Source organism: Mesorhizobium sp. M0296 (assembly GCF_040321675.1).
In the GTDB taxonomy this organism is placed as follows: Bacteria; Pseudomonadota; Alphaproteobacteria; order Rhizobiales; family Rhizobiaceae; genus Mesorhizobium.
On record NZ_JAMYRZ010000062.1, the window covers coordinates 1 to 17,249 of the forward strand.

Annotated in this window: 16 protein-coding genes and 4 pseudogenes; 11 read left to right on the plus strand and 9 right to left on the minus strand. The window is 59.9% G+C overall.

Annotated features, from left to right (window positions below; all coding sequences use genetic code 11):
* The 3 genes and pseudogenes from NKI97_RS33020 to NKI97_RS33030 all read right to left on the minus strand — a co-directional run.
* Nucleotides 1-388 (minus strand): pilus assembly protein TadG-related protein (locus NKI97_RS33020; RefSeq protein WP_352838398.1); only part of this gene is annotated, 388 nt, incomplete at its 3' end.
* A 666-nt stretch (nucleotides 389-1,054) separates the two neighbouring features.
* Nucleotides 1,055-1,256 (minus strand): annotated as a pseudogene (locus NKI97_RS33025) (transposase); the annotation flags it as partial.
* The gene (locus NKI97_RS33030; protein WP_352838399.1) at nucleotides 1,256-1,729 is read right to left on the minus strand and encodes a hypothetical protein; all 474 of its coding nucleotides are present in this window, start codon (nucleotides 1,727-1,729) and stop codon (nucleotides 1,256-1,258) included. The pseudogene NKI97_RS33025 and the gene NKI97_RS33030, both read right to left, overlap by 1 nt.
* A gap of 1,062 nt (nucleotides 1,730-2,791) precedes the next feature.
* Between NKI97_RS33030 and NKI97_RS33035 the strand changes: the two are divergent.
* Together NKI97_RS33035 and NKI97_RS33040 are read left to right on the plus strand one after the other, a co-directional pair.
* Nucleotides 2,792-3,102: pseudogene (locus NKI97_RS33035) on the plus strand (PilZ domain-containing protein).
* Between the two features lie 380 nt (nucleotides 3,103-3,482).
* Nucleotides 3,483-3,665, plus strand: a complete 183-nt coding sequence (locus tag NKI97_RS33040) for a hypothetical protein (RefSeq protein WP_352648082.1) — start codon at nucleotides 3,483-3,485, stop codon at nucleotides 3,663-3,665.
* A gap of 152 nt (nucleotides 3,666-3,817) precedes the next feature.
* Here the strand turns inward: NKI97_RS33040 and xth are convergent.
* Nucleotides 3,818-4,505: pseudogene (gene xth / locus NKI97_RS33045) on the minus strand (exodeoxyribonuclease III); the annotation flags it as partial.
* A gap of 127 nt (nucleotides 4,506-4,632) precedes the next feature.
* Nucleotides 4,633-4,815, minus strand: coding sequence for a DUF3606 domain-containing protein (locus tag NKI97_RS33050; RefSeq protein ID WP_352749054.1), 183 nt, complete (start codon nucleotides 4,813-4,815; stop codon nucleotides 4,633-4,635).
* A 369-nt stretch (nucleotides 4,816-5,184) separates the two neighbouring features.
* On the opposite strand from NKI97_RS33050, the gene NKI97_RS33055 reads away from it, so the two are divergent.
* Entirely contained in the window at nucleotides 5,185-5,388 is a 204-nt protein-coding gene (locus tag NKI97_RS33055; protein WP_352450279.1) for a CsbD family protein, read from the plus strand.
* A 940-nt stretch (nucleotides 5,389-6,328) separates the two neighbouring features.
* Here NKI97_RS33055 and NKI97_RS33065 read toward each other — a convergent pair.
* Nucleotides 6,329-8,878, minus strand: coding sequence for a caspase family protein (locus NKI97_RS33065; protein ID WP_352838400.1), 2,550 nt, complete (start codon nucleotides 8,876-8,878; stop codon nucleotides 6,329-6,331).
* 858 nt (nucleotides 8,879-9,736) lie between these two features.
* On the opposite strand from NKI97_RS33065, the pseudogene NKI97_RS33070 reads away from it, so the two are divergent.
* Both NKI97_RS33070 and NKI97_RS33075 read left to right on the plus strand, forming a co-directional pair.
* A pseudogene (locus tag NKI97_RS33070) lies at nucleotides 9,737-10,290 on the plus strand (ATP-dependent DNA ligase).
* Nucleotides 10,291-10,333: 43 nt separating this feature from the next.
* On the plus strand, nucleotides 10,334-10,552 hold the full coding sequence (locus NKI97_RS33075) for a hypothetical protein (RefSeq protein WP_352838401.1): 219 nt from the start codon (nucleotides 10,334-10,336) through the stop codon (nucleotides 10,550-10,552).
* 439 nt (nucleotides 10,553-10,991) lie between these two features.
* Here the strand turns inward: NKI97_RS33075 and NKI97_RS33080 are convergent, their stop codons facing one another.
* A complete protein-coding gene (locus NKI97_RS33080) occupies nucleotides 10,992-11,324 on the minus strand; it encodes a hypothetical protein (RefSeq protein ID WP_352749048.1) in 333 nt (110 codons plus the stop codon).
* A 145-nt stretch (nucleotides 11,325-11,469) separates the two neighbouring features.
* Here NKI97_RS33080 and NKI97_RS35615 point away from each other — a divergent pair, with 145 nt between their 5' ends.
* The 4 genes from NKI97_RS35615 (at nucleotide 11,470) to NKI97_RS33095 (ending at nucleotide 14,326) form a co-directional block, all read left to right on the plus strand.
* Nucleotides 11,470-11,685: a hypothetical protein gene (locus tag NKI97_RS35615; protein WP_502907142.1), complete on the plus strand. Its 216-nt coding sequence runs from the start codon at nucleotides 11,470-11,472 to the stop codon at nucleotides 11,683-11,685.
* A 714-nt stretch (nucleotides 11,686-12,399) separates the two neighbouring features.
* A complete protein-coding gene (locus tag NKI97_RS33085) occupies nucleotides 12,400-13,023 on the plus strand; it encodes a hypothetical protein (protein WP_352749044.1) in 624 nt (207 codons plus the stop codon).
* Nucleotides 13,020-13,415: a phage holin family protein gene (locus tag NKI97_RS33090; protein ID WP_352838402.1), complete on the plus strand. Its 396-nt coding sequence runs from the start codon at nucleotides 13,020-13,022 to the stop codon at nucleotides 13,413-13,415. The genes NKI97_RS33085 and NKI97_RS33090 overlap by 4 nt, the downstream gene beginning before the upstream one ends.
* Nucleotides 13,412-14,326, plus strand: coding sequence for a hypothetical protein (locus NKI97_RS33095; protein ID WP_352838403.1), 915 nt, complete (start codon nucleotides 13,412-13,414; stop codon nucleotides 14,324-14,326). Before NKI97_RS33090 ends, NKI97_RS33095 begins: the two co-directional genes overlap by 4 nt.
* A gap of 387 nt (nucleotides 14,327-14,713) precedes the next feature.
* Here NKI97_RS33095 and NKI97_RS33100 read toward each other — a convergent pair whose 3' ends face one another.
* The gene (locus NKI97_RS33100; protein WP_352838404.1) at nucleotides 14,714-15,190 is read right to left on the minus strand and encodes a hypothetical protein; all 477 of its coding nucleotides are present in this window, start codon (nucleotides 15,188-15,190) and stop codon (nucleotides 14,714-14,716) included.
* A gap of 273 nt (nucleotides 15,191-15,463) precedes the next feature.
* Here NKI97_RS33100 and NKI97_RS33105 point away from each other — a divergent pair, with 273 nt between their 5' ends.
* Nucleotides 15,464-15,874, plus strand: a complete 411-nt coding sequence (locus tag NKI97_RS33105) for a hypothetical protein (RefSeq protein WP_352838405.1) — start codon at nucleotides 15,464-15,466, stop codon at nucleotides 15,872-15,874.
* Between the two features lie 30 nt (nucleotides 15,875-15,904).
* Here NKI97_RS33105 and NKI97_RS33110 read toward each other — a convergent pair whose 3' ends face one another.
* The gene (locus NKI97_RS33110; protein ID WP_352450291.1) at nucleotides 15,905-16,132 is read right to left on the minus strand and encodes a hypothetical protein; all 228 of its coding nucleotides are present in this window, start codon (nucleotides 16,130-16,132) and stop codon (nucleotides 15,905-15,907) included.
* Nucleotides 16,133-16,204: 72 nt separating this feature from the next.
* Between NKI97_RS33110 and NKI97_RS33115 the strand changes: the two genes are divergently transcribed.
* The gene (locus NKI97_RS33115; RefSeq protein WP_352750432.1) at nucleotides 16,205-17,125 is read left to right on the plus strand and encodes a hypothetical protein; all 921 of its coding nucleotides are present in this window, start codon (nucleotides 16,205-16,207) and stop codon (nucleotides 17,123-17,125) included.
* Nucleotides 17,126-17,249 lie beyond the last annotated feature (124 nt).

Genomic DNA, 17,249 nt, shown 5'->3' on the forward strand with positions numbered 1-17,249 from the left:
ACGTAAAGAACCGATCGAGGTTCTGATGAACGACTACCTCAACCGCCTTTTTTCCGACATTTGGACCGGCTGACGGAGGCGAGAAGACCTCTATTGTACCTGCTGACGGTCCCCAGCCGTTCGTGGTCGCTGACGCTGTCGCTGCGGAGACAATCTTTGGCGTGTCGGATCCCGAAACCTTTTCCAAAGCGCCAGCATAGGCCGCCGCATCCGCCACCGCTTGTAGCTTCAGGCTGCTGTAATACCAATAGGAAGTCTCGATACCGAGGCCCGCACCGCCGACGACAATCGGCAAAGACAGAGCAAAAATAGTAGCAACGTTGCCGCTCTCGCCTGTTTGTCGCAGACGGCTAACAAACCGCCTCAAGATACGGGCACCCCATTCCATGGAAATATTTAAGCCAGGATGAATGAAGGAACGACTAAGGATTTCATTCCATTTGATATGGGCACTCTTTAGCCCCGACCGGCACAAAGTCCGGCGACCGCATTCGGCCAGCTGCTCGGCGTTGGGCGCACCCGAGCGACCCGCGAGCGGCTATGGAAGCGGCGCCAGGAGCATGCCGGGCCGCCGCCAAAGGGCATGAAGCGCCCAGCCACCCAATGGGTCAAGCCGGGGCTGATTGGCCGCGTAAGCATGTGCACCGCGAAGAGGGTCTACGCAACGCCTCGCTGCTGGACTTCCGGGATCAGGATTAGGGCGACACCGGCCATGCCGCGCCTCACCCTTGGGCAAAGCCGCCTAGGCTTACCGCAAAGCAGAGTTGAGTTGTCGCAACGCCACCTGGGCGGCCGATAGCCTGTGCTTTTCGAAGATCGCTAGCTTCTGCTGATAAGTGATCCGCACCTTGGCGTTGCACCCGTGGCATCTGAAGTGCGCGATCGTTCTTAGTGCAGAGCCTTTCCTTACTGCCGGATAGGAGCAATCCGGACAATTGAATGTGAGCGCAACATTATACAAGTCTTTGGCTAAACCCATTTTCAGATCGTGTCCCAGGATGTGGTGGAGCTGACGGCTTGCTCGCCGCGCTCTCCGGCATGGGGGCCGGGATGATCAGCGTGCCACCGCTGGCAGGCTGATGAGCGGATCATCGCTCATTTGGCTGATGGTTTCCAGTGTCATGTATCTGGCTTGGACGGCCCATTCGTCGTTCTGCTCAAAGAAGGAGCGCACGTACGAGGTGGACGATAGCGTCGTTGGGCAAGATGCCGACGACCTCGGTCCGCCGCTTAATCTCGCCGTTGAGCCGCTCAATCACGCGCAAAGGTTCCTGGACTGATGCTCGGCTGGCGGCAACTTGCTCGCCAGCCGAGTGAGTTCAGGCGGTGGTCGGGGGAGACTGGCCAGCCACACGCTGGTGATTCCAACCTGTGCCGATGTGCCAATCAGCAACCTTCGTCGGTCTTTTTCACCTGGCCCGGCGCGGCGGCTCTTGGCTGCCGTGTCCTGCTGACCTGGCGCCGCCTGCTGAGCGCTGCCAGTCTGCTGGCCGGGCGCGCAGTCTCTGGCCGAGTTCGGATTTGTGGTGCCGCTGGTGGTGGTCGTGTCGGTGCCCTGATCGCCGGACATGTTGGTGCCGCTGCTCGTCGCGCCGGTGCCCTGATCCGTCGTGCTGGGCATGGTTGTCGTGGTCGAGGTTCCGCTCGTTGAGGTTCCGCTCGTCGTCTGGGCAAAGGAAAGCCCGGCCGACAGCGCCAGCACGGCCGAAGCCAAAAGGATGCGTTTCATCTTCTTTCTCCTGTCTAAATGCGCGGGGTGCGCTGTAAATCCAACAGGCCCGCAGACAGAAAGAGTGTTCCCCGATGAAGTTCAACTTTTGTAACTCTGACAACGATGAGCCTTTTGAGACGATTCATCGCCGTTGGCTCCGCTGCGGCATGTTTGCCTTCGGTCTCCTTTGCAGATTTGCGCAACGATTAGACCGAAAATAGTCGCGATTTCGCCCGTCGGTTGCATTCCGGCCTCGAACACGTTATTTTTGACGCTAGCGTTCCCGGGGGGGAAGGTGGATGAGCATCGTCCAAAGGGTCGGTCCAGTTCTAGAACAGGCGATTGCCGCAATCCTCGACAGGGCGGACCGGGGGGACACCGTCTCGGTTAAAGCCGCATTATACCACGTTCGGCAGTCTGCGCCTGATTTGACAGTATGCGACGACCATATAACCGAGGCTATCCTCGAAGTCGCTGCGGCCCTTGACCTGTTGGTGGCTTTCGATAGTCGCGAGTAGCCGATCCATCGAGCGTAGCGGTTTGATAGGAACGGCCCGGCAGCCAATCGGGGGGACCAGCGGCCGCTGGCGCTAACTAAGCTAGCGACAATTGGGTCGTTCGCCGGTGCGCAAGTTATAGGCCATCTCATGCATCATTGCTTATTTGGTAATCTGATTATGTTCCGTTGCCCTAGCCGCCGGATCTCACGATCCAGACTCGGTTCCTTGCGTAGGTGGCCAGGCGCCGGCACCAGCCGGCTGGAGTTCATTGAGCCTTGATGCCGACCTTGGTCGAGAAGCCGCCCGAGGGCGACGCCTGGATACACGAGGTGGAGTTCGACGGCTACTGGGCCTGTCTGCCGGAAGGTCAGCATTTAGGTCGGCGTCGACCAGAAGCTTGGAACCGTGTTGATCGGCATGTCGGCAAACGCGGGACCTTTGATAGATCATTGCCTTTTTCTAACAGATTCACGGAGCATGACCTGTAATGTCACGTAATAGGGCAACATGACCCATCCATTGCTGCGCGCCTGTGTTCGGTATACCTAGGGGCGAATTCAGCTGATCTGACATTTTGTCGATGGCAAACACCGCGAACCCAGTTGATGAGAATTCCGACGAGCATCGGCGCGAGCGCCGTCAACGTGTGCTAAAGGGCGGGACGATCATCACCGGGATACAGAATTCCGAGATCAGCTGCACCGTGCGCAATCAGCATGAGGGGGCGCTCAGCTGAAGGTCGCGCCCGATGCCCGGGTTCCTGATCGCTTCTTGCTCTACGTGTCGGTCGGTGGAGTTGCCTATCGATCGGATGTTTGCTGGCGCCGCAACGATCGCATCGGCGTCAAATTCACCGGCACCGAGCCAAAACCGAAACTTCACTACGGCTGACCGACGGCAAGATGAAAGTCAGAATTTTTCTGGCACTCGCCAGTTATTTTTCATGTCCCAAACAGCACAAGTTGCACCGCACACTCTTTGCCGAGGACAGCCTGGACAGGACGTGAACTGCGCAGCCGTCCTTGAAAACGCTTTCACGGCTCTGGTGTCCTCTTGCATCGAGCAAGACTGGACGGCTGAAGAGACTGCCACCGCACTTTTTAACTTCGCCAAGAGACCACCTTGAACAGCTCAAGGCGACGACATCGACTTAAGTTCGCCTAGCTGTGCGCCGTTCTGACATTTCGACATCGCGGTGTCGGATTATTTGCATGCAAACGAGTGATGCGACGCTATCCTCCCTCCTCAACGTAAGATTCTGGGAGGAATGCATGGCTCCGCATGAGCGACATGCCGTTGAAATCGTCAGAGACAAAGACTGGTCGGTTCGCGTGACGGTCAATGGCACCACGACCACCGTCCCTTTTACATCCGAGAGCTACGCGCGCTCGTTTGCAGATGGTCAGGCGTTCCGGCTGGGCGTTCAGGTGGCCGAGCTTAAGAAGGCAGCCTAGCTGCGCGCCGACGCGACCCGGTACAATATACTCGTCAAACGTCGCTTCGAGTTCGCTCGTGCAGGCGACATCGCCCGGCTGGACAACAGCTTCCCGGTCTGGAACGGCGCGCCAACCCTTTCATTTCGTTAATCATCAGTGTTCCTCGCCGTTCAATAGAGCTTGATCCAGGCCGGCGCACGGTCGCTTGGCTTCTCCCAGCCCCGCGTGTCGACATCCACGCCGGCACTGCGCAGCCGGTCGGAAAGGGAGGGGCTCACAAGGAGATGGTCCATTCGCAGGCCCGAACTCCGATCGTAGCCGCCCCAGTAGGAGAAATTCCAATAGGTGTAGATGCCCTTCTCCGGATGGATGCGCCGGACGGCATCGATCCAGCCACCTTCGAGCATTTTAGCATAGGCCTGCCGGCATTCCGGGAAATAGACCGCATCGCCCAGCCATCGCCTTGGCACCACGGCGTCGATTTGGTTGGAACGACGTTATAGTCGCCGCAGAGAACACTGGATGCCCCAACTTCGAGCAAGTGCTGGCCGTAGTTGATGAGACGATCGAACCAGCGCAGCTTGTAGTCGAACTTTGGGCCAGGCGCTGGATTGCCATTGGGCAGATAGAGACAGCCCACAATGACCCATCCACCTCGGCCTCGATATAGCGGCTGTGAGTGTCGTCAGGATCGCCAGGCAGGGCCGCGTCGGCGTTCCACAGGTTCCATTCCTCGGGCCAGGATCGCCACACCGTTGTAGGATTTCTAGCCGTGCCAGATCGCGCCGTAACCCGCCTCTCTGATCCATCGTTAGGAAACTTGTCCTCCCACGTCTTCAATTCCTGCAGGCAAACGATGCGGGTCATGTGCACGCCCTCTCATGAGGACCTCGCGGCAGCCGGTCATAGGCAATGTGGCCTGTCCCCTGCGCTGAACCTCGAGCTCTTGATATTGCAACTTCGCCAGCTTCTGTGCGGCCGAGCCTCACTTCCTGCCCAGCTTGTCGTCGACTTTCTTGCGACTGTTGGCGACCGACTTCACCGCCGACTTGACGTCAGCTTTGCTGGCGCCGGTTTTGCTCGCCTCATACTTCATTTCGTGGTCCTGCCCACCAGCGACCCTTGCCCGGTCCTGGTTGCGTCCACGCGTTGTGCCAGTGTTCGCCATTTCTATCTACAACAATCGCCGTACCAGTCACCAGACAACGCGGCCGGACCCCTCCGGTTCAATCGTGGCGACGCGCGTGCCACGGAGCCAGCTCCCAGGCAGGGTATCGAATGAGCCCATGTATTCGGATCCGGCACGTCGCTACCGCGGGCGAGCCTAGCGGCTCGAAGCCTGGGTCGGCCATTTCGACATGGATGATCATGCGCGTCACGCTCCGCTCGGGGAGGTCGACGCCTCCCCAAAGGCCCACCATCTCCTGATTGGCGTCGTCACCTTCCCAACTGGAGACGTGAACATCAGAGATCTTCCTTCCGGAACTCCCTGGTCGGACGACCGTTTCGCCTTGTGTAAAACAATGGAGGATATGTCATGGACTGGAATCGCGTCGAAGGAAACTGGAAGCAGGTCAAGGGTAAGATCAAGGAACAGTGGGGCAAACTTACCGATGATGATCTTGATCGCATCGCTGGCAATCGCGATCAGCTCGAAGGCAAGATCCAGGAACGCTACGGTATCGAAAGGGACCGCGTTCGGCAGGATATTGACGATTGGTATGATCGGCAAGTCTGGTAGGATCGCATCAGGCCGTCATCTACAGGAAGAGGTGCTGTTCCCTTTAACGGCGCTCCTTGGTGCGCTGGCAGTTGCAAGGTCAACCCGGCTTGTGTTGAGACAGCCAGCGGTCTGACCCGGCCGCTGCGATTGTAAGTGCCCAGCAGCGTTCCCCAAATACCCTTTCGGGCGTTCTCGTCGAAGTGGCTGACCTCGCCTCGAAGCTCAAGTTCGCCACGATCGAATAGGGAAGGAGCCAGTCCTGGGAGATTTTTCGAGCTTGCTCGACCGTCAAATCACCGGACTTCCCGATCGAGGGTTTACGGCGGACGCCGGCATTGGTCCGGTATTGCAGCATGACGATCTTGCGCCCGGCCGGCGTGACTCCCTCACGAAGGCAGTCACGTCTCATCGTCAAAACTAGCGGGTCAGCCTCGTCCCGGAAGGCATTGGTGCGGCAGCTATTGAATCCTCGCCGCCTGCCTGACCGAGGGCCTGAGGACGACTTCACCCATTTCCGTCAGAGGCCGGTTCTCCCTGCTGTCTTTTGTCGTGTTCGGCGGGATGTCGATGACGACTGGCAAGTCTGGCAGGATCAGAAAGCGCCATCGGACGCCAAGCTCATGCAATCCTTCTTCAGTCTGACCTGATCAACCCCAGCCGCCTCCCCCGCTTCCACCGCCGCCGCCACCGCCACCAGAAGGAATGACAGGCGCAGGAACAGGCTCGTCCTCAACCGGTATAATCACTTTCTTCGCGGTTTTTTGTTTGCGAACAGGCTTGACGACCTTCGGCGGAGGCACCCGGCGGAGAATCTTCGGCTGGGGCGTTTCGACCAGCGGCGTCGGTTCAACTCTCGGAACCAGGGAAGTGCAGCCCATGAGGCCCGCCAAGAAGCCGGATAACGCTGTTCCAAGTATTGCGTGTTTCAATACTCTGCTCGCCATTGTCTCCTCCTTGGTCAGAACAAGTCCCGACGCGGATTGGCTTCTTCCCAGACTCGTCTGGCCGCGTTAACCAGTTGAGTGTCTTGTGAACCGGACCCGGGAAGCTTCGATTTCAGTTCATGTCGCAGTTGCTTCAACGCCGCTGTTTTTGGCTTCGGTCCGAACTTTGCCAGCGTCCTCTGGGCATCCGGCAGTTCCTTGCGCACGTCAAGTGCGGCGGCAAGCGCAAGGAAGCGCACGGCAAGGGCCTGATCGGCCTTGTCGCCCTTTTGCATTTCGAGGGCCGCGCGATCGTAAGCTGCGGACGGATCACCCCGAGCGATCCCAATTTCGAAGAGTCTTTGCGCTTCTGCGAGCCTCCGTCCCACACCGACACCATCCCGATACATGCGTGCGAGGCTGCCGGGCGCATACGGCTGACCGAGATCGATTGCCTTCTGAAATAGCGCTAACGCCGTTTTGGGGTCCTTGTCCACGCCCTGCCCGGACAAGTAATTGCGCCCGAGCAGGTTCATGGAATACATGTCCTGCCGCTGGACACCGGCTTGCAGGAAGGCAACAGCGCGGGCCGGGTCAGCGGTTACGCCGTTGCGGCCCTCAGTGAAGATCGCGGCCAGATCGTTCATGGCATAGGTGTGCCCCATCGCTGCCGCCTTGAGCAGCAGGTCCAAACCCTTGCCGGTGTCGGGCTTGACGCCATAGCCATTGAACAAGGCGCGACCCCACGACGTCATTCCGTAGGGATCGCCTTTGTCGGCGGCCGCCGCGTAGAGGGCATTGGCCTGGGTGCGGTCCAGGGCCACGCCGGCTCCGGTCGCATACATGTAGCCGAGTTCGAACACGGCGCGTACATGTCCCTTCCTGGCCGCCTCCTCGACGGCTGTCTTGGCTTCTTCGACCTTGCCTGCCGCAAGCAGCGCCCGCCCCAGTTCATAGCGGAAGCGCGGGACTTCCGGATAAGCCTTTACCGCGGCCTCGCAAAGCTCAACCGCGCTAGCGCCAATTTCATTCGGCAGCAGGCCGGGGCTGACGCCTTGCAGATCGAGAGGTTCGCCGGCAGCCGTGTCGCACGGATCGATCGTCGGCGACAGTTTCATCGTGGCGGGCTTTGATGAGCTGCTGTCCGCCCGGATTTCGAAGCCGACCTCGACCTTGGCTTCCGCGCCGATCTGCGGTTCATAGCGCAGCCGGTCGACCTCTCCGGCCATCAGGCTCGACTGCGGCGACAGGGTTCGATCGGGCAGCGAGAGCGTTCCCGTTGCCGGATAACTCGATACTTTAAGGCTGACGGCGGGATCATCGGTCGGGAAATCCAGATTCAGCGCAACTGGACCCACGCCCACGGGAACGTCGATGTCGCGGTTCTCGATCGCTTCGGCCGCACCGGTTATATGAATGCCACGCTCCAGCACCTGCTGCTTCTGCTCGGCCTCGAGCGAAGCCATGATCTGTTCGCCTTGCGCGCCTTCACCGCTCTTCACCCGAAACACGACGATGCCTTGGGTCTGGCCGCCCCAGTTGTCATGCGTCGCATAGGCCAGCATGTCGACCTCTTCCTGCGGGGCGACTCCCTTGGGAACATCCATCTGCAGGCGCGGCAGATCCTTGCCCTGGATCGGCACGCCCAACTCAACAGCCTTGCCGTCCAGCATCAAACGCCCCAGGGCGGGCGGTCTTTCGATGCTCAGGGTAATCGTGCCACCATCGACATCGACCGGTTCAGGCAAGCCCAAGTCGACGGGTCCGACTCCTGACAGCACCACCTTCTCCAGCACGGGCGGCAGCGATGGTCGATTGCTGCGGCGCATCAGGACGACTTCGTCGATCAGAGATGAGTTCTCCCAGGGAACCTGGAGGCCGTTTGTGGCCTCGACCACATCGCGGCGCACCGCCGCCATCACGGTGCGGATCTCCTGGTTCGGGGCCAGCGCGCGACGGGAAAACGCCGCCGAAAACGGGCTGAGTTCGCCGGCGCCGTCATAAGCCGCCGCCCCGGGTTCGGTCGCAAAGGCAATCAAGGTGTTCAGCGAGCTTCTCACCTGTGCGAGCCCGGTATTGCCGGCAGTGATGAGCTGGTCTCTCAGCCAGTAATTCTTGCGTGGGAACGGATTGTTGCGGCAGGCATCGAGTATGATCACCTGAATCTTTGATTTCGAGCGTAACTGTTCCAGCACATCGTTGAGCTTAATGGCCTGGACTTCGATGTCCGCCGCCTGCTTCAAGGAGGCATCGACCGGGATCAGAAAATTTTCGCCGCCGATCTGAAAACCGTGGCCGGAGTAGTAGATGACGGCCAGTTCTGCGCCGTCTGCGGCGGCAAGATAGTTGCGGAACTGCTCCTCGAATTGCAGCTTCGTCAGATCGCTTGCGACGAAGACCTCGAACCCTGCCAGTCGAAAGGTTTTTGACACGTCCTCGGCATCCTTGGCCGGGTTCTTGAGTGCGGGGAATTGTCGGTACTCCGAGTTGCCGATGACAAAGGCGACTCTTCGGTCGGCGCAAGCGTCAAAGGTCGTGAAGCTCGCGAAGAGGAAGGCTGCGATGATTCCGCAAAGTCGGAGCATGGCAATTCCCTTGAACGCTATTGCCTCGCCCACAAGAACACGGCATGTGCTAGCAAGGTCCGTCACAGAGCAGGCAATCCGCCGAGACGGAAAGAGAGAAAAGCCATCTCGACGGCGGGCATATTCCTCACTTGATCGAATGCTAAATTACATCAGGGACCGAGTGTCTGCAACGTCTGTCACACCTCCAGGCTACCGCCAATCCAATTCCGCCACTGATATCGGGAGGAGCAGCTGCGGGAGGCGAGGATTGCGGCTGCGAGTTTCTGGCATTTTTTCGGCTGGGAGCCCCCTTTGCTCCGCGACATCGGAGGCGACAGTTGCTCGCCTAGGCCTCTGCAGTACGGTCACAGGCTCTTTGCAGACTCGGACTCGGCCGGAGTGCAAAAAGAGCTCCCCCATAAGTTCAACGGTCGGCTGGGTGGCCGACGTCATTCGCTTAGTGTTCTTGTAATACGTGCTGAGAGCATGGAGCGAACCCTTGCCGCAATCTCCGTCGACGGTCATGCGATAACAACCTAGGCGGCGCGAGCCAACTGACCGGAAGCGAAAACACCGAACGGCGTTGAGCCAGGGTCATCGCCCCTCGGCTTCTGCTGCGATCAGCTTGCTATGCTCCGCCTTGGGACCCGAGTGCATGACAGGTTGGAGGTTGCGACCGACGCAGCTGGTCCGCCACACATCGTTGGCGATCGCGTCTTCGGAGTCGACGCGAAGATCACGAACTGAATTTTCACCAAAGGACCGTGTGGTCCATCTAGGATCTGACGGCCGAGCCAGCTTTTATGCAACTTTCCTAAAATGGCCGGAACCGAGGCTCGTCCTGCGGCTTGAGTCGATTTCTGGAGTCGCAGATTCATGAGTAGCGCAAAGGACCGGCTTTCCTTCATCGAGTTTCAATCACCCACCCTGGTGGCCAAAGCTCCCGAAGACGGCGAATGGCTTCACGAAATAAAGTACGATGGCTACCGGACCCAACTCATCGTCGAGGGGGGAAGAGCACGAGCCTTCACGCGTCGCGGCTATGACTGGTCGCATCGCCACAAGAGCATTGTCCAAGCCGCGGCGAACCTGCCATCGACGGCGAAGCCGTTGTCCTCGGCGACACGGGTCTGCCGGACTATCAAGCCTTGGAGCGGGAATTGGGCAACCCGAACTCGCCCAGGCTTATCTTCTATGCATTCGATCTTCTGCACCTTAGCGGGCGCGACCTTCGCCAGCAGCCGCTGATTGAGCGCAAGGCCGCGTTGGAGAAGCTGCTGAGCGATACAGCGCCGAGATTGACCTATGCCGAGCACCTCAAGGTAAGCCGCAGCGACATGTTCGCTCACGCCTGCAGGATGGGCCTGGAGGGGATCGTGTCCAAGCGAGCGGATGCGCCCTATCGCTCCGGCGTCCAGACGAGGTGCTGACGGTACGCCCTATCATTCGAACTGCCATAGGCTGCGCGAAGAATTGGTTGATGGCGTCAACACCGTGGTAATCGCCTATACGAAAACTTTTTCCATGCCCAATCGCAAACAGCAGTATCGCTGCATTGGTTGGATACAGGTTCCGCAATACCTGACCCGAAAGATGATCTGCACCAGCATTGGGCTTGCCGATATTGTCGAGATGAAGCAGGAGTGGACTTACCGGACCGACATTAAGGCGCCATTGCCGGCGTCGGATTGAGCACACCGTCGTTGGGTCACCGCTCCGCAGCACACGCCAGATGTCAGGAGGGCCGTATGCTGAAAGCGAGCGCGTTTTGCGACCAGCCGGCAACCGTGCGGAACAGCTTCAAGTCGTAGGGCTGTAACGAGGCCTGTCGCTCGTCTTTTTCAGACGACGGGGCACGGGCGTTGCTGGGTGATTGGCGAACCACTCCATTCATACCCCCGCGGCCGCTGTTCGCCGCGCCTCGGCGACCAACGCGGCAATTTCTCTGCGCTGCTAGACGGCCTCGCAAGTGAACTGGCCGTGGCGAAAACGGCCATGGGCCTTTCCTCTGGGCGCGCCACCACCCGCGCCATGAAACCGGCAAACGCGATGACCCCGCTTTGCTGGAGCTTTGCAGCCAACCCCGCTGCGCTTGCTGCGAGCTTTGCAAGGCGGTGCGAGGTTCATGGGGTTATCGATCATTTTCTTCGCCTACCCCGCCCCAATGAGCGACGTTGCCGACGATGGCCTGGCCGCCCTTTTCAACGTTCACGCGCTCGACAATCACGCGCTGCTCTCCCTTGCTGCGATAACGCTTCAGGGCCTCGACCTGGGCCACATACGTACGGGAAAGGCGGTTCAATGCCCGCTCGTGAGCTTCCCTCAACTCCCACGTTTTGGCTTCTCCCATGCACATAGCCGCATTCATCGTGGCCATGTGGATTGCGGCCATCTGAACACCGAGAGTTGCTTCGACCTGGTCCTTCGGCCGGAGCCCGCACACTATGGAGAGGGCATAGTTCATGTCGCCCTCACGTACCACGTTGCCGACCCCGAAGATGCGCGTTCATGCAACCTCCGCCCTTTCTTCGCGTTTAGCCGCGTTCAATCTGGCGAGCGAGAAAATGCCAGCGTTCATTCCCATTACAATTTACCTGAATTGCAAGCCGATGGTGGTTGCATCAATATCTGATGCTGCGAAAGCCCTTGAACAACCATGGCCATACGTGGCCAAGCCGCGGCGGCTCGAAGCCGTCCGAATGATCAAGGAATGCTTGGCTGGTCATTGCAACCAACAAGCTGCGATCGGCGGCCGCAATCGAACAGGGACTTTTTACCCAAACGCCTCCGAGCGTAGGCCTCACGAAATTCGACGCGGTTCTTAGAGATATGGTGTGAGCCCATACTGCTCTCGCCATCTGGACCGCTGGCAGGCTTCGCCGGCCATCGCTATGCCGACAGATTCCGCGGCGTCGGCATTCTCTTGAGAATGCGGCAGCGCTCGACGGCGGTGCGCTTCCACATGGCGCGGTCAAAGCCGGGAGACCTGAACATGGCTTGGAAGTCCTTCCGCGAGGTCGGCGAAAAGATGCACTCCACGGAATACGATAGGCCGCTATGATTTCGACATTGCGACCGCGGCACAACCAGTTCCTCGAGCTGCGCCCTAGCGGCAGTCCGCTCGCCCGCATCTTTAATCGTAGCCGAAACATCTCTGATTTCACGGGTGTGATGCAACATCCAGATTTCGGCCCTTTCGCTAGCCGCATATCGGTATGGTGATGACGTTCTCTGTCCGCAGATCTCTACCGCGCGCCGGCTTTGCTGTTGCGAAAGAAATGCCCGTCTACCTGTAAGTCGCACCGGAGTCCGGTCGCTGATATCATTCTAACGCTCACTGCCTTGGGCATAAGGCACCCGTTCAGGCTAGTTAGGCGGCGCTTACCAAAAAAGTGCTGTTCGAACGGAACACAGAAAGCGCAGGCAAGTTCGGTGGGCAGTGGAGGAGATTGCGCCATGAACAGTGTCATTTATCTCATCGGCCTTGTCGTCATCGTGCTTGCGATCCTCTCCTTCCTCGGATTCCACTAGGAGATACCATGCAGGACCAGGACGACCAGGGCCGTCAGACGGCCGATTTCGAGGCAGCCAAAAGCGAGCTTTCGGAAAGACTACAACTGGAAAAGCAGACCGCGACAGAGGCGCTCCACGATGCTCGCGACGAAATCACTAGGAAAGCCGCCGATTACGCCTCGGAAGCAAAGGAAGCGTTGTTCGACAAGGCGGAGGGAACGCAGCGCGACGTGAGCGCCAATCTGAAGGCTTTCAGCGACGCATTGCGCGCGGCAAGCGAGCATCTTGCCAACAGCGATCAACGGACCGCTTCGAAATTCGCCCTCGACGCCGCAGGGGGGCTCGAGCGGCTTTCGTCGTCCTTGAAGGATAAACCGTTCGACGAGGTGCTTGGTGAGATCCGGTCGTTCGGCCGCGACAACTCGGGGGCGCTGATCGCCGGTTCCGTATTGGCGGGCCTGGCGCTGGGACGGTTCATCAAGAGCTCGCCACCATCTGTCTCGACCGGGACACCGGTCCAGCCGGGAACAGGCCAAGCATCCGAAACGGGTTCGAACTCTCGATCGGCAGAGGCACTAGAGCCGACGCCGCTACGATCCGATCAGTCCGGCGACGACTGGGCCAATGCAAGCCTGGAGCGAAACCCATGACAGACAACCAGGACAGTCGCAGCCTGACAACACTTGTGGGGGATCTCGCACAGCAGGTCACGACGCTGCTTCAAACCGAAAGCAGGCTGTTGCGGGCTGAAATTTCGGAAAAAGCGAGCAAGGCCGGCACTGGGGCAGTTGAGATCCTGGGCGGCGCCATTTGCCTGCTCGCCGCCCTGATTGTGCTCTTGCAGGCGCTGGTAATTGCTTTGGCGAGCGCCGGGCTCGGAGCCGGATGGTCCTCGCTGCTCGTCGGCGTCGTGGTGGCAGTACTGGGCGTCATACTCTTGCGCACCGGCACGGCAAGCATGGCTCCCTCGGAGCTGACGCCCGACCGCACGCAAGACCAACTCAAGCGCGACGCACGCGTGATCAAGGACCAGATAAGATGATCGACAAATCCTCAGCCGAACTCGAACGCGATGCCGACATTGCCCGAGCCAAGATAACGGACACCGCAGACTCGATCCGCAGCAAGATGACACCGGGTCAGCTGATCGACGAATTCACCGGAATGTTCACCGGTGAGGGGGCCGCCATGCTCAGCAACCTCAAGGCTCAGGTCAGGGACAATCCCCTGCCCCTTACATTGGTGGGCGCCGGCCTGGCGTGGCTGATGCTCGGCAAAGGCACTTCGCTAGACAGGTCAGCGCCAGGCGCGTATCGGAGCGGCAGGCCATCTGGGGGCTCCCGCAATTTCTCCGACGGGCAGAGCCTCGGCGAGGGCTGGCAGGAGTCGAGCAGCGAGTACTACGGTGCCGAAAGCGAAGCTGCCGGAGGCGGCTCCATGCTCTCAGATGCCGCTGATTCGGTGGCTTCGGTAGCAGGCGGTGCTACCGAAGCTGTTGCAGACCTTGCGAGCGGGGCTAGAGAAAAGTTGAGAAGCACGGGCGGACAAGTCGCCTTAGGCGTTAGTGATGCGGCTGCACAGGCGCGCGAGTCTGCGCTGGACTTGTTCCAGCGCGAACCTCTGGCAATGGCTGCTGTCGGCCTCGCCGTGGGCACCGCCATCGGTGTGATGCTGCCTCACACCGCCACGGAAGACGAGCAACTTGGCCGCTACAGCGACCAGCTCCGTGAGAGTGCCGAGGTCGTCCTCGAGAAGGGCATGGAGCAAGCCAAGCAGGTCGCCGCCGAAGCCTATGAGACCGTAAAGGAAGAGGCTGACCGCCAGGGCGCCAGCGGCGACGAGACGCTAGTCGACCGCGTCGGCGAAGTGGTAAAGAAGACGGCAAGCAAAACCGAGGAAGCTATTCGCGATCGTTTGTCGGAGACGGACGAGCCTCCCAAAACTTCGTCATAGCGCTGCCGCCGGTTTTGTGGTGCGCTGGCGAAGCTGTTCTTGAGGATCTCTTCGCCGGCGACCGCATGCCTCGGGATTGATCTGGCATCCAACCTCGGACTTGCAGATTTGCTCCTGGCGAGGTATCGAGGTACGCCTTCCGCGCGCTACCCCTGCTTCGCGAGAAGGCGGCACAAACATCGCTCACGACTTGCGGGCAAGACATCGAAAGCATAGCCGATGTGAAGCCGCTCGAGCGGGGGGTGGTAGTCTCGTCCCTGCGGGCCGATATTGATGGTGGAATGTTGGCCAGCCCGCCTGACTTCGGCCAGCGAATGCCGTCGCGCCACATCGGGGTGTTGCGGGCGACGACGTTGAGACCGGATTCGGTAGCCTCGCCAAAGAAGCTCATATCCGAGATGCCGGCGAAGTAATCCGCACAGCCGATCGCCGAGCCATAGCGGGCGCTTGCGCCGGCTGCGATGTCCGAGGCAATCGCGCGCAACCTCGCCGCTGCCGGGCCTGTCCTAAAGATTCGTCGGCAGATAAGGTATCGAGCCGAAGCCGGTGACGCATTGCCGGTCCCGGCAAGCGGCTCAAACGCCATGTCTCCTCGGTGACCAGCCGGCACTGCTCGCGCAGCGGGAGATCGCCGGCGGCAAGTGACGCGCTGACGGTGCCAAGCCTTGATCGTGCTTCCCCATCGAGACGGTCCAACACTGCCTCGTAGCGATATAGGGGAATTGTTTCGGCGAGATCGACCGCGATGGTGCCGTGCAGGGGATGCCGCCGTTTCAGCTCCACCAGGCAGGCAGAAGAAGCATCGGCGCAAAGCCGGTCGAAGCGACCAAGCACCTCATCGGGCGTGCGGCGATAGCTCAGCACGTTGAACGTAGCCAACGCGGTCGCAGCCGTTGTCACGTCGTAGCCGGACTTGCCGTCGCGGATGCTGAGCAGGCTCGGCGTGCCCGGAACCGACTGGGAAGGTCGGTGAGCTCCGAAGCCCATTCAACCCGGGCGGCTATAGCAGCGGCAACAGTCGCGGCATTCAGCCCATTAATCGTCGGCTTCGATTCCCCACTTGCGCTTCTCCGGTCGCGACCTTCCCGCCGTACCTTTCGAAACGGTGGGCTGTCCTCTCGGTCGTCAGGTTACTGGATGACCTTCACGATCCATTGGCGCTCGCGTACTTTGCCGAACGCCGGTGTTTCTCCAGCCGGCGTCCATGCTGCTAGGATCGATCTTCGCCAACCGCGATCTCGCCTCGGCCACGCGTCGTTGCGCAGCCCGGATCCTGCTGCACAACGCGAGATTGATGCCGAGACCGCAGCCTTCATCCAGCATGTCATTTGCACGTTCGAGAGAGCGTTCGGCCCGGTTAAGCCGCTGTCGGGCTCTCGCCAGTTCCATATCCACCAGTTCCATATCCAAAAGTTCCATTATTCCGGTCCCTTCGATTTGCAAACCGCTTGTGGTCGCCGTTGGTTCCGGCTGTTCGCGAGCGTGCAGCTCAGACGTCGATCTGGCGGGCACAGTTCTGGAGCGAGAGTGGTGGCGCCGGTGGCCTGAAGGTCGCGACGAACGAAACGCCGGCCCAGATCAACCCGCCCCACGTATTTCAAAGCTGCGGGGATCGTTCTTCACCAAGCGGTCTGCGGCCTCGACCGCAGTTCGTAGCCTGCTGCACAGCGCGAGATTCTCGGCCAGCATTTCTTCAGTGCGTTGAAGCGCGAGCTCGGTCCGGTGGATGCGCTGCCTGGCATTGGCAACTTCCGATGTCAAAATATCCGCCGCTATCCCATGGCCCTGGGGTTCCATAGTGTCCATGGATCTCTAATACAGGGGGGCCGATATCGTTCCCATGATGTCGTGCGAAGCTGGGTGTCGCAGCGTTCTGGATTGCGACTGGCGAAAAATGAAGGCCTCGAGCGTTCATCGATTGACCAGTGGAAACGGCACCTGAAACTTCACATTGAACCGTTCATCGGAACTACGCTGCTTTCCCACATCACGGTGCCGGCGGCGCGCGAGTTCGCGGACAAGCTGCGCAACGAAGCAACGAAGGCCGATTGCACGCGATGGCCCGGAAGGCTCTCGGCTCGCTTGGGGCGCTTTGCTCAGACGCACAGGAACGCGGCCTGGCTACACGCGATCCGGTCACGGTCTCCGCGGCGCGCGGCGCAAAGGCAAGGAGCGCTAGGCGGAAAAGCGACAGAAAGGCAAGCTCAAGATCAGCGTCGACATACCGACGCGCGAAGAGATCAAGGCCCTTCTTGCCTCATTGACGGGACGCTGGTGCCCGCTTCTCGGCACTCCCGCGAGATCCTCTTCAGCATCATCAAGCCGAACAGCAGTATCCAGTTCAGCGAGGCTCTACCAGGCGACCCCAAGGCGATCTTCTATCTGGCTGACCAGGCTGGGCTTGAAGGAATTGTTTCCAAGCGCGCCGACAGCCCGTATCGAAGCGGCCCGACATCGAACTGGCTGAAGACGAAGAGCTTCACGGTCCAGGAATACGAACTGCTGGGCGTCGAGCGTGAGCCGGGCAAGGCGGCATTCGCCTTACTGGCCGAGCCAGGCACCGGGAAGTATGTCGGTTCGGCGTTCATCAGTCTGGGCCGCGACATGAAGGAACGGCTGTGGAAGCGGGTCAAGGAACATGCCGGCCCGCCTCCGGGCGGCATCAAGAAGCGACCGGCGACGCAGTGGGTTGGGCCAGGCGTGAAGCTGCGGATCAAGCACCTTCGTGGCGAACATAAGTATATACGCCATGCGTCGCTGCTTGGCTTCGGCGACGATCCGGAGCGTCCCGGAAAATAATGACGAGCCGCTTCGCTGCGGGTCAATCAAGTAACCGATACAATCCCCTGATTGATTTAATTCGTTGTCACGACGAGGCCAAGCGTGCCTTCGATATCGGCTCTCAGTCCAACACGGAAGCAAG